Annotated in this window: 13 protein-coding genes; 5 read left to right on the plus strand and 8 right to left on the minus strand. The window is 63.0% G+C overall.

Annotated elements, in window-relative coordinates; translation table 11 throughout:
- Nucleotides 1–213: 213 nt before the first annotated feature.
- Entirely contained in the window at nucleotides 214–504 is a 291-nt protein-coding gene (locus NKJ91_RS20150; protein WP_352456962.1) for a hypothetical protein, read from the plus strand.
- A 52-nt stretch (nucleotides 505–556) separates the two neighbouring features.
- Here NKJ91_RS20150 and NKJ91_RS20155 read toward each other — a convergent pair whose 3' ends face one another.
- The gene (locus tag NKJ91_RS20155) at nucleotides 557–850 is read right to left on the minus strand and encodes a hypothetical protein (protein ID WP_352456963.1); all 294 of its coding nucleotides are present in this window, start codon (nucleotides 848–850) and stop codon (nucleotides 557–559) included.
- A gap of 190 nt (nucleotides 851–1,040) precedes the next feature.
- Between NKJ91_RS20155 and arr the strand changes: the two genes are divergently transcribed.
- Nucleotides 1,041–1,448, plus strand: a complete 408-nt coding sequence (gene arr, locus NKJ91_RS20160; protein WP_352456964.1) for an NAD(+)--rifampin ADP-ribosyltransferase — start codon at nucleotides 1,041–1,043, stop codon at nucleotides 1,446–1,448.
- A 133-nt stretch (nucleotides 1,449–1,581) separates the two neighbouring features.
- Here arr and NKJ91_RS20165 read toward each other — a convergent pair whose 3' ends face one another.
- The 3 genes from NKJ91_RS20165 to NKJ91_RS20175 form a co-directional block, all read right to left on the minus strand.
- Complete coding sequence (locus NKJ91_RS20165) at nucleotides 1,582–2,319, minus strand: class I SAM-dependent DNA methyltransferase (RefSeq protein ID WP_352456965.1); 738 nt, start codon at nucleotides 2,317–2,319, stop codon at nucleotides 1,582–1,584.
- Between the two features lie 76 nt (nucleotides 2,320–2,395).
- Nucleotides 2,396–3,706: a hemolysin family protein gene (locus tag NKJ91_RS20170; RefSeq protein WP_352456966.1), complete on the minus strand. Its 1,311-nt coding sequence runs from the start codon at nucleotides 3,704–3,706 to the stop codon at nucleotides 2,396–2,398.
- Nucleotides 3,707–3,766: 60 nt separating this feature from the next.
- On the minus strand, nucleotides 3,767–4,708 hold the full coding sequence (locus tag NKJ91_RS20175; protein ID WP_352456967.1) for a LysR family transcriptional regulator: 942 nt from the start codon (nucleotides 4,706–4,708) through the stop codon (nucleotides 3,767–3,769).
- 127 nt (nucleotides 4,709–4,835) lie between these two features.
- Between NKJ91_RS20175 and NKJ91_RS20180 the strand changes: the two genes are divergently transcribed.
- Nucleotides 4,836–5,855 (plus strand): zinc-dependent alcohol dehydrogenase family protein, encoded by a 1,020-nt coding sequence (locus tag NKJ91_RS20180; RefSeq protein ID WP_352456968.1) that lies wholly within the window; start codon nucleotides 4,836–4,838, stop codon nucleotides 5,853–5,855.
- 47 nt (nucleotides 5,856–5,902) lie between these two features.
- Here NKJ91_RS20180 and NKJ91_RS20185 read toward each other — a convergent pair whose 3' ends face one another.
- The 4 genes from NKJ91_RS20185 to NKJ91_RS20200 form a co-directional block, all read right to left on the minus strand.
- Nucleotides 5,903–6,610 carry an LssY C-terminal domain-containing protein gene (locus NKJ91_RS20185; protein ID WP_352456969.1) on the minus strand — a complete coding sequence of 236 codons (708 nt, stop codon included), beginning with the start codon at nucleotides 6,608–6,610 and terminating at the stop codon, nucleotides 5,903–5,905.
- 66 nt (nucleotides 6,611–6,676) lie between these two features.
- Nucleotides 6,677–7,531 carry an extensin-like domain-containing protein gene (locus NKJ91_RS20190; protein WP_352456970.1) on the minus strand — a complete coding sequence of 285 codons (855 nt, stop codon included), beginning with the start codon at nucleotides 7,529–7,531 and terminating at the stop codon, nucleotides 6,677–6,679.
- Nucleotides 7,532–7,648: 117 nt separating this feature from the next.
- Nucleotides 7,649–8,194 (minus strand): extensin-like domain-containing protein, encoded by a 546-nt coding sequence (locus NKJ91_RS20195; RefSeq protein ID WP_352456971.1) that lies wholly within the window; start codon nucleotides 8,192–8,194, stop codon nucleotides 7,649–7,651.
- Nucleotides 8,195–8,621: 427 nt separating this feature from the next.
- The gene (locus NKJ91_RS20200; protein WP_023678354.1) at nucleotides 8,622–9,047 is read right to left on the minus strand and encodes a DUF3775 domain-containing protein; all 426 of its coding nucleotides are present in this window, start codon (nucleotides 9,045–9,047) and stop codon (nucleotides 8,622–8,624) included.
- A 236-nt stretch (nucleotides 9,048–9,283) separates the two neighbouring features.
- On the opposite strand from NKJ91_RS20200, the gene NKJ91_RS20205 reads away from it, so the two are divergent.
- Both NKJ91_RS20205 and greA read left to right on the plus strand, forming a co-directional pair.
- A complete protein-coding gene (locus NKJ91_RS20205) occupies nucleotides 9,284–9,844 on the plus strand; it encodes a tetratricopeptide repeat protein (protein ID WP_352456972.1) in 561 nt (186 codons plus the stop codon).
- 328 nt (nucleotides 9,845–10,172) lie between these two features.
- Entirely contained in the window at nucleotides 10,173–10,646 is a 474-nt protein-coding gene (gene greA / locus NKJ91_RS20210) for a transcription elongation factor GreA (RefSeq protein WP_023719113.1), read from the plus strand.
- Nucleotides 10,647–10,781 lie beyond the last annotated feature (135 nt).

Below are 10,781 nucleotides of genomic sequence, written 5' to 3' on the forward strand. Positions count from 1 at the left end.
TCAGGCTCTCAAGATTTGTCCGCATGCTGCATTCGAAGAGGCTGGACGCAAGCGGCGCGAGAAGTGCCATCGGCCCGAGTCAACAGGATCGAGGAGGAGAGATCATCTCGATTGCGATTGCGAGCATCTGCTGCCCAGCCGGACCGCGCCAGCCCCGAGTTCCGGAACAAGGGTGCGATTTTGCCGTTGAGCCAGAAACTGGAAGCGACCCGCATGTCCGAATTGCCGAATGAAGAGATCGAAGGGCGGCTGAACGCCCAGCGCGAGACTCTGGCGCTGGTCGTTGCGCTGCTTGCCAGCAAGGATACGGCACCCGAGCGAATATGGGCCGAACTGGAGGCCCGTTTTCAGTTTCAGAACAGTCAGGAGGACCCTGGCGTCCTGCCAAGCCGCGCATTCGCCATCGAAGCTGCGAAGATGCGGGAGTTCAAGCTGATCGCCGAAGAGGCGCAGGCGCGCAATGCGGAATGGAACCGCAGGGACAAGCCACAGGGCGCCAGCTGAAACCCCGGAGAGTGGATGCAGGACCGGCTATTTTACAATGACTGAGCAAGCGTCAGCTTTGCTGCAAAAGTGTACGTGCCAACTCTTGCCATTCCTCGTCAAGCGTTAAGGTCGACGGCGCCGCCTTGCTGCGGCGATACCAATATTCCGCATTCGACTGGTCGCCTTCCTTGCGGTGGAGATAGGCATGCACGTGCATGCCCGCCGTATCGTCGCGCTGCTGCGCGCACTCGTGCGCCTTAGCCCAATCGCCCTTTGCATCCCACCACAGCGCCTGCAGGGCAGGGCTCAAGCCGGCTGGCGGCTGTGGTTTCGCAATCGAATCCCTGAAGGCTTGCAGATCCATTTTTCCACCTCGGTAAGATGCAGAGCGCCAATAATACCCGCACCGGCAGCCGACCGAAAGCGTGCTTTGGGCGGGATGACCGGAATGGGCGGACGTCCGATAACCGAACGGCCAGACGGTTGATTCGATGACGTGCATGAAATAGTGCGCGCCACGACACCATGACGCCTGAGACAGCGAGGATGAGCCGATGACAGCCTCCGACAAGCCGCGCCAATTCTACCACGGCACCCGGGCCGATCTTAAGCCGGGAGACCTGATCGAAGCCGGTTACAGCTCCAATTACGGGGCGCGAAAGCAGGCAGCCTGGGTCTATCTAACCGGCACTCTGGATGCGGCTATCTGGGGTGCAGAACTGGCCGCCGGTGACGGACGCGAAAGGATCTACATCGTGGAACCAACCGGCCCGGTCATGGACGACCCCAATCTTACGGACAAGAAATTTCCCGGCAATCCGACGCAGTCCTATCGCTGCCGCGAGCCGCTCAGGATCACGGGCGAGGTCACCGAGTGGCAGGGCCACTCCCCCGAGCGGCTGAAAGAGATGAAGGACCATCTCGAACGGCTGAAGGCACAAGGTATCGAGGCAATCGATTGATCGCTGAGTTCTGCGATTGCCAAGCTTGGCTCTGACCTACGGTCGGCGGCAGTCCCCGCGAAATACGGCTCCACGTCCGCAATGGGTCCGCGAGTTGTCGTTGCTTGCAGGGCTGGAGAGCGGATGCTCCTTTTCATCTCGTCGCGAACGTGATGATCTCTGGGCTCGAAGGGCCAAGTGGGCTGCCGTCAAAGCCGCCGAATTGCTGTTCGATCCGTAGCCCCGCGTTCCCCAGCAGGCTCGATAAGGCGTCCGTCTCGAGGAATCGCAAGGTGCTGCGACTAACTTGCGGAAGGCTCGGATGCTTTCCGCCGAACCTGTGGGTGAATGTCACCGTCTGTCCATCGAACCGCATGATCACCTCTGTTGTGATCTGCACCAGCGACCCGTCAGGCAGCTCAACGACGACCGCATTTTCGGGTGTCCAGTGCTCCCACGCCCGCACCGAAGGGTTCCGCGTTTCGAACGCGAAGCATCCGCCTGGCACAAGGGCGTGTCGGACAGCCGCCATGAAATCCCTCAGGTCTTCGTCGCTGACAAGGGCCTGGAATGCGTGCCCCGTCATCACAATGAGATCAAACTCGGCTGTCCAGCCGGCCGATTGGAGATCGCCGAGAACCCATTCGATATCCGCGCGCGTTCGTGCGCGATTCAACACGCCGGGTGCTGGGTCGATGCCGCAGAGCCGCCCTGAATGTCCGGCCAGGCGTGCCTCGTGAAGGAGGGTGCCCGTTCCACATCCGACATCAAGCACCGCGTCTGCTGTTAGAATGCGGGGCAGGTAGAAATCATAGTCGTCGCGCGCAGATCTCGGGTGCCAGGCGTCGTAGACAGCAGCGAGATATGGGTCGGCGAAAAGGTGGTCGACCATAGGCGGTATTCCCAATCAACTTTGACTGTGCGAGCGGCGTCGCCGCGAGCATATAGCCCATAAGTCGCGTCGATCGTTACCGCACGACCTCGCGGTGGCGGCCGGGCAGGCGGGTGGCGATGAGCTTGTCGATGCGGCGGCCGTCGAGGTCGACGACCTCGAAGCGCCAGCCTTGCGCGTCGACACATTCGCCGGTCGCCGGCAGATGGTGCAAATGCGACAGCACATAGCCGGCGACGGTTTCGTAATCGCGGCTCTCAGGCAGGTCGATGCCGAGGACCTCTGCCATCTCGTCGGCCTGCATGTAGCCGGCGAGCAGCCATGAGCCGTCCTCGCGCTTGACGGCGTTTTCCTCTTCGCCGGCGTCGAGATCCGAACGGAAGACGCCGGTGATCGCTTCCAGAATGTCGGCCGGGGTGACGATGCCTTCGAAATGGCCGTATTCGTCATGCACCAGCGCCATCGGCACGTCGGATTCCTTCAGCGTCGCAAGCACGTCCAGCGCGTCGGCCTGGTCATGCACGATCGGCGCGGCCCGCACGTGCCGGCGCGGGTCGAGAGCGCGGCCGCCGAGCATTGCGGCCAGCACGTCGCGGGTCTGGACGACGCCGATCATGGCGTCGACGCCGCCGTCGCCGGCCGGCAGGCGCGAATGCTGGGTGTCCATCAGCAGCTTCCTGATGGCCGCCTCGTCGGATTGCAGATTGATCCAGTCGACCTCGGTGCGCGGCGTCATCACCGCGCGCACGGCACGGTCGCCGAGCCGCATGACGCCGGCGATCATCCGCCGTTCGTCGGATTCGATGGTGCCGTGGTGCTCGGCTTCGGCGACCAGCATCTTGATCTCCTCGTCGGTGACCTTATCCTCGCTCTGACCGCGCTGGCCAAGCAGCCACAGGAGGGCGCGGCCGGAAAAATCGAGCAGGAAGACCAGCGGCGCCGAGACGCTGGCGAGGATGGTCATTGCCGGGGCGACCCTGACGGCTACCCGTTCGGGGTCGCGCAATGCGATCTGCTTGGGCACCAGTTCGCCGATGATCAGCGAGCCATAGGTGATGAGGGCGACGACGATGCCGACGCCGAGCGGATCGGCGAGGCTTTCGCGGATGCCGGCCGACGCCAGGGAGGTGGCCAGCCGCTCGCCGAGCGTGGCGCCGGAAAAGGCACCGGACAAGACGCCGACCAAAGTGATGCCGATCTGCACCGAGGACAGGAATTTTCCCGGATTGGCGCCGAGCGCCAGGGCCCGGCCGGCGCCCTTGACGTTGCGGTCGATCATCGTCTTGAGGCGCGCCGGCCGCGACGAGACGATGGCGAGTTCGGACATCGACAGAAGGCCGTTCACGCAGATGAGGACGACCACGATGGCAATTTCAGCATAAAGCATGCCGGGTCCATAGCATTGCCGCGCGGTTTTCGAAAATAGGACGGTCGCGTCTTTTTAAATTTAGCGAGCCGGGCAATCAGGCGGCACCCATGCCGCATCCCAGGGCGGCGCGGAAAAATGCTCGATCAGGGCGTCGACGACGACGCGCACCTTTGGCGCGAGATTGCGTGTTACCGGCCAGATGGCATGCACCACGGTGTTTTCGACAAGACAATCCGACAGAACCATTTCGAGCTCGCCGCGCCTGATGCTGTCGGCCGTCAGCCATGTCGGCAGATAGACGATGCCGCAGCCGGCCAGTACCGCATCGAGCATCGGTTCGCCGTGGCCGAGCACCAGCCGCGCCTTGGGCGCGAATTTTTCGAGACGGCCGTCGACATGCCTGACGGTCCAGGGATGGACCGTGCCGTCGCGGCCGTAGCCGATGAGGCTGTGCCTGGCCAGGTCCTCGATCGATAGCGGCCTGCCGTGGGCGTCGAGATAGGCGGGGGCGGCGCAGATGGCCGAACGTTGGGCATAGATGCGGCGCGCGGCGATCGACAAGCTGTCGTCGAGGTCGCCCATACGCACCGCCAGGTCGATGCCTTCCTCGATCAGGTCGACGCGCCGGTCGTTGAACGAGATTTCCATCGTCAGGTCCGGGAATTTTTTGGAAATGTCGAACAGCAGCGGGGCGACGCACCGCCGGCCGAAGGCCAAAGGCAGGTCGACGCGCAGCCGCCCGGAAGGCACCTGCTTGCGGGAAGCCAACAGAGACCGGGCGGCTTCGATCTCGGCCAGTGCCCTGACGCAGGCTTCGTAATAGCTCAGGCCCTCGCTGGTCGGGCTGAGGCTGCGGGTGGTGCGGTTGAGCAGGCGGACGCCCAATCGCTGTTCCAGCTGCGCGATCGACTTGCCGACCGCCGATTTGGTGACATGCAGCCGTGCGCCAGCGCCGGTGAAGCTGCCGGCCTCCACCGCGTGAACGAATGCGACGATGCCTTGCAAATTGGCCGATTCCAATGAAGCGCTCCTATTGTAGAGTTTTGCTCCTTAATCTGTTGCAGAACATGCCACATGGAAGCACTTTTCTCCATAGTGAAACGGCGTAAATGTCTCGCGCAATCATCAACCACGGAGCGCGAACCAAATGAGCACCGAAAACAGATCCTGGCAGATGAACGGTTTCGGCCTGGCCAGGTTGAAGCCGGCTGATGGAAAGCTGCCCCAACCCGGGCCGCATAATCTTCTGGTACGCGTCACAGCGGTATCGCTGAATTACAAGGACAGGATGATCGTCGATGGCGTGCTGATACCGGACCTCAGCTTTCCGTTCGTGCCGACATCGGACGCGGTAGGCGAAGTAGTCGCCACCGGCAGCGAAGTCAGCCGCTTCGGCATCGGGCAGCGCGTGCTCGGCCAGGTGATCGCCGACTGGCCGGACGGCGACGCCCCGCCGGTGCTGCACAAGCATACGCTTGGTTCGTCACTGCCCGGCATGCTGTCCGAGCATGTGCTTTTTCATGAGGATGCCGCCGTGGCGGCGCCGCCGTCGCTCAGCGACGTCGAGGCATCGACGCTGCCGATTGCGGCGCTGACGGCGTGGTTCGCGCTGGTCGAGGGGGCCAAGCCGATCCCGGGCGAAACCGTTCTCATCCAAGGCACCGGCGGCGTGTCGCTGTTTGCGCTGCAGTTCGCCGCCGCCTTCGGCCTGCGCGCCATCGTCACCTCGAGCAGCGACGAGAAGCTCGAACGGGCGAAGGCGCTCGGCGCCTGGCAAGGGATAAACTATCGCAGCCGGCCGGCGTGGGACGAGGCCGCGCGCGACCTGACAAACGGCGCCGGCGTCAGCCATGTGCTGGAAATGGTCGGCGGCGACAATGCGCGGCGCTCGCTCAATGCGCTGGGCGCCGACGGCAGGCTGTCGCTCATCGGCCTTCTCGGCAGCATGGAGCTCAGTTTCCCGATCATTCCGTTCCTGCGCAACCGGATCGTCGTACAAGGCATATCGATCGGCCACCGCCGCGCTTTCGAGCGAATGAACCAGGCGATCGAGACGCTCCCCATCAAGCCGGTGATCGACAAGGTGTTTGGCTTCGACGAGGTGCCGCAGGCATTTGAGCGTCTGGAGACAGGACCGTTCGGCAAGATCGTGATCACCGTGCCCTGAGCCCGTCGGGACGAAATGGCTGTCAGACGGGAAGGCCGATTGCGCGCCTACGGCAGTTGCAGCAGGACCCCGACGATGGCCTTGCCGTCGGTGAAATAGGGATCGCCTTCGCCGTTGCGCCCGGTCTTTGTGGCGCCGACGCCTGGTATCTCGCTGGTCGAGATCAGCATGCCGGCGGCGGAGAGGTCGCGCATCAGCCCGTCGCGCTCGGCGTCGATGTCGGGGCCGATGTGATGAGTGATCGCGCCGGTGTCATGGCTGAGGCCGACGCCGCGGTCAAAGCTTGCCGAGCCGAGCCAGAGCGGCCGGCCGTCGTCTCCGGTCGCATCGGTCTGCCAGAAGCGGACGTGGTGGCGCCGGTCGGCACTGTCGCCGACCGGTTTTTCGAAGGCGAGGTCCTGGGCGCGGCCTTCGAACAAAAGCCGGCTGACCGGCGCGTCGGGATAGGGGCGGTTAAACAGCACGCTTTCGCCGATCTCGATCGCCGTCTTCAGCGAGACCGCGTCTGCCGTATCCCAGCCGGCGACGGCAAAAGCATGGACAAGCTCCTTCTTGGTGCCGACAAGGCCGACATTGATCGGATCGCCCGGAATGCCTTGCGGCGTGTGCGTCACCATCTCGAATTGCTGATTGCGAAAATTGCGGTCCCGCAACGTCCAGAACTCAGGCGCGGCGAAATAGGCGAGCGAAAGATAGGCGGCACAGCATGCCACCAGCCAGGTCGTTGCACGTCGTCGCAGGCTTCGTTGGCTCAAGAGGCACCACCCAAGCGTCTGCGCACCATCTTAACCGGCGCAGCAAGTCTTGGGCAGGGGCTGCAATCAGCGGCAGGCGCGATAGCCGTTCTTGCGGTTCTTGATGTCGAAATGGAAATGGTTGCGGTGATCGTAATTGTAGCCGGGGCCGAGCACGGTGGTGAAATACTGGCAGCCGTCGGCGCGGACATTGTTGAGGAAGCCGCGGGTGCGGAAGGCGAACAGGCCGGGCTTGCGGACGTCGATATCGTCGCCATTGTTGAGTTCGATGCTCATCACGTCGAGCGCATTGCCCTTGCCGTGTTCCGACAAAACACCTTCGCCGGCAATCCTGCGGCAGGAATAGCTCGAGCCCTGGTGGATGGTCTTGACGCCTGAGAAATAGCGCCAGCGGGCCGACGGCACGAGTTCGTTCCTGGTCCAGCCGGCAAAGGTGGCGGCCATGTCGCAGGTCAGCGTCGCGGCCGGCTTCATCTCGACGCTGCCGATGGCCGAGACCTTGACCGGATAGTCGATCCCGCACTGGCCTTCATGGATCGGCGCAACGTCGGTGTAGACGACGCCGAGGCGTTTCAGCTCCTTTCGGCAATCGATCTCGGTGGCCGGCATCTGTTCGGCCGGCGACATCGGGTTGTCCATGCGCGGATAGGCGGCGGTCATATAGGGGTTGGACGGGACGAGGCGCTGCATGCCGGAATATTCCGGGCCGGAACTTTGTGGGTCTGAATTGGGCGCGCCGGAATTGGGCGGGACGGCAGCGGTCTGGCTGCCGACATCGACGGCCGGCTGCAGCGACAGCACGCTGCCGGTATTGCAGGCGGAGAGCCCCGCAATGGCAAGCATGGCGGCAAGCCTGCCGGCTATGCGCGCGCATCCTGTGTGCCGCGCAGCGGCAAGCGCAGCGCGAAATAGCCCGGCCATCGGAAGGGTTCCTGTCCCCAGATGGCACAGACTCTAAACCTGAAGAGTAAAGGAAAAATCAGCGGCGCCGTTCACGCCTGCGGCCAAATTGCGGCGCCCCATTACCGGCGGCCGGCGTCATTGGCAAAACGTGCCGCCGTTGCGGCGCGGTTCGAGGTCGAAGTGGAGATGCTGCGAATGATCGGCGTCGCTGCCGGGGCCAAGCACGGTCTTGAACGGTCCGCAGGCTGCCTTGCGCACTGCGTTCAGGAATTTCGCGTCCTTTTCCGGCGGCGCCGGGCCGACATCGATCTCCTTCCCGTCCGAAAGCTTGAAGCTGGCGATATCGAGCGCGTTGCCGAAGGCGTGCTCCGACAATTTGCCGCCGCCATTGCGCGACCGGCAGACAAAGGCGGAGGCCTGGCCGATCGATTTAATATCCGCGCCGAACTCGGCCTTTGCGGCAGGCTGGATGACTGAAGCAGCAAAGCGTGCGGCCGCTTCCGCCATCTGGCAATTCAGCTCGGGCTCCGGGCCGATGGCGATGGATTTGCCGAGCGTCCTCAGCACGATCGGGTAGGGGATCGAGCAACCGACCGCCGTATCGCGCTCGGGCTTGCGCTCCACGAAATCGACGCCCATCGACTTCAGCCGCCTGCGGCAGGCCAATTCTTCGGCCGGCATTTCTTTCCCGGCAATGGCGGCCGATCGAGGATCAGGAAGGATTTTTTTCTCCGCCTTCTCGTCTGCCTCGGCCGGGTTTGGTGGCGCGCCTGGTGGGGTTGCCGGCGGCTCAGCCCGTGCCGGCTTTTCGGGCGGCTGCGGTGCAATCGCCGGCGGCTCCGGAGCATCCTCCGGGCGCGGTTCGGGGACCGGGATCTCGGTTGGTGGCGGCGGAGTGATTTGCCGGTTGAACTGCGGAACCGGTGCGGTTTGCGGTAGATCGGGTGCCTTGGCTAAAACGGGTCCCGCCAGCGGCGTAGCCGCAACGGCCAGCAGCAATCTGCCCAATCTGAAAAAGCCAAACGCCGCCATTACGTCGCAACGGCCAGAATGCAGGGAAGTTGCCTTGAGCGAGGGGGGCGGCCGATCACAATCGGTAACCGCGCCGTCACGCGCCGATCGCTTCCAAGCCTTCCTCGAGCCAGTCCGCCAGCAGCGGCATGCCGAGCAGATATTTTGCCGTGCGCTTGTTGGCGCGCTCGCGGGCGGCGGACAGCGCGTCCGTCCATTCCGTCGCGTCATAGTCGCCGCGGCCGACCCAGGCCAACGCAATCAGTTCGGCCGCTTCGTCGACATTGAGATCGTCGATCAGCTCGCGCAGTTCTTCTTCGGTGAGATCTTCGGAGCTTTCCTCGGCAAGGCCGTCATGATGGTGGTTGTCGTGCGCGTTGCCGTCGAGCTCTACCTCGTGCTCGGCGCCGTCGGCATAGTCTTCGTTGACGGCGGCGCTGAGCGCCTTCGCCTTCAGGATGAACAGGCGGACGGTGTCGGGACCGATCGAAAGCTCCCAGTCTCGTTCAACGCGTTGCTGCACCGGCCGTCTCCCTGCTTCGTGCTCGGTCGGCCCGATGATAGCGGATTTGCAGCGCTCGTCACATTATCTTGCGCGGCGGCGTTGATCGTGAAGCATGATTTCCGATGCCCTCTCTTCCCGGGATAAGATGGCCTTGCTGGGAGAGATCGCGGTTTTGAGATAGGATGACATTTTCCGGGACGAAACGGCTTTGGCCCGGCGTTAGTGTTGCATTGTCAGGTTCAAAGGAGAGTGTAATGCGCAGACGACTGCTGATTCAGGTCATGGCCATCGCCGCCCTGCCGCTGTTTGTAGCGCCGGCGTTTTCGGCTGGTGAAGGCGGAGGAGGTGGTGGCGGCGGCGGCGGCAATGGCGGCGGCGGCGGCCAGAGCCAGTGCAAGAAGGGGGAGGCGTGGGACAAGAAACAGAAGAAATGCGTCTCCCCGAAGCAAGGGATGCTGGACGACGACAGCATCTACGATGCCGGTCGCGCGCTGGCGATGGATGGACGCTACGACGAGGCGATCGCCGTGCTCAGCCTCGCCGCCAACAAGCAGGATCCGCGCATCCTCAACTATCTCGGCTATTCGCACCGCCATTCCGGCCGCGTCACCGTCGGCCTCGGCTACTACGAGGAAGCGCTGCGCATCGACCCGAACTACACGCTGGTGCGCGAATATCTCGGCGAGGCGCACCTGCAGATCGGCGATCTTGCCGGCGCCCAGGAACAGCTCCGCGAGATCGAGAAGCGCACGGGCAAGGGGTCTCGCGAATATGGCATGCTGTCGGAGCAGATCGATCATTTCATGAGGAGCTGATCCTCCTGAACGCTCCTCATAACCGGCTGTGAGCGATCGCAGCCGGTTTTTTGCTGTGCTGCACATGTTGGCCACAACCGAGATTTGGCATCACGGTACACGATACGATCTTGGAAACCCCCGCTTGACGTGGGGTCAGCCGTGCAATCGGTGGATGATTTTTCAAAAACCGACTTTTTGGACGTGAAAAACCCGCGAAGATTGCTATATCTTGCGAAATTGTGGTGAGACGGTTCCGTTAGCCCGAGGCTGCCGGACCGTTTTCTTTTTGTACCATCGACAAGGTCGCTCCCGATTGCGGGGGCGGCGGCAGGAAAGGTCAGGCATTATGAACAAGGTCCCGATGACAGGCGAGGGGTTCGCGTCATTGAAGGAAGAACTGCGCTGGCGCCAGCAACAGGAGCGGCCGCGTATCATCGAGGCGATTTCCGAAGCGCGCTCGCATGGCGACCTATCCGAAAATGCCGAATATCACGCGGCAAAAGAGGCACAGAGCCTCAATGAGGGCCGGGTCAACGAACTCGAGGACCTGATCGCGCGGGCCGAGGTGATCGACGTCACCAAGCTCAGCGGCGACAAGGTCAAGTTCGGCGCCACCGTGGTGCTGGTCGACGAGGATACCGAGGAGAAAAAGACCTACCAGATCGTCGGCGACCAGGAAGCCGACGTGAAGTCCGGCCGCATCTCGATCTCCTCGCCGATCGCCCGCGCCCTGATCGGCAAGGAAGTCGGCGACGCCATCGAGGTCAACGCACCTGGTGGCGCAAGGGGCTACGAGATCGTCCAGGTGCAATTTATCTAGGGGATTGGCGCTGCTCTGCCTTCTCCCCTTGTGAGGGCTTTGCACGGGGAAGCGAAATCCTGGTTGGTGAGTTAATGGGGCTTTTTTGATGGCCGGGAAAGCAGTTTTCGACGGCTTGGTATGGCATCGACCGGC

Origin of the sequence: Mesorhizobium sp. M0040, from assembly GCF_040323505.1 — a bacterium.
Lineage (GTDB): Bacteria > Pseudomonadota > Alphaproteobacteria > Rhizobiales > Rhizobiaceae > Mesorhizobium.

Coding starts and splice junctions, on each gene's coding strand:
- NKJ91_RS20205 (WP_352456972.1), top strand. CDS start 9,284: ATGCGCAGACGACTGCTGATTCAGGTCATGGCCATCGCCGCCCTGCCG.
- NKJ91_RS20180 (WP_352456968.1), top strand. CDS start 4,836: ATGAGCACCGAAAACAGATCCTGGCAGATGAACGGTTTCGGCCTGGCC.
- NKJ91_RS20170 (WP_352456966.1), bottom strand. CDS start 3,706: ATGCTTTATGCTGAAATTGCCATCGTGGTCGTCCTCATCTGCGTGAAC.
- greA (WP_023719113.1), top strand. CDS start 10,173: ATGAACAAGGTCCCGATGACAGGCGAGGGGTTCGCGTCATTGAAGGAA.
- NKJ91_RS20150 (WP_352456962.1), top strand. CDS start 214: ATGTCCGAATTGCCGAATGAAGAGATCGAAGGGCGGCTGAACGCCCAG.
- NKJ91_RS20190 (WP_352456970.1), bottom strand. CDS start 7,531: ATGGCCGGGCTATTTCGCGCTGCGCTTGCCGCTGCGCGGCACACAGGA.
- NKJ91_RS20165 (WP_352456965.1), bottom strand. CDS start 2,319: ATGGTCGACCACCTTTTCGCCGACCCATATCTCGCTGCTGTCTACGAC.
- arr (WP_352456964.1), top strand. CDS start 1,041: ATGACAGCCTCCGACAAGCCGCGCCAATTCTACCACGGCACCCGGGCC.
- NKJ91_RS20155 (WP_352456963.1), bottom strand. CDS start 850: ATGGATCTGCAAGCCTTCAGGGATTCGATTGCGAAACCACAGCCGCCA.
- NKJ91_RS20195 (WP_352456971.1), bottom strand. CDS start 8,194: ATGCCGGCCGAAGAATTGGCCTGCCGCAGGCGGCTGAAGTCGATGGGC.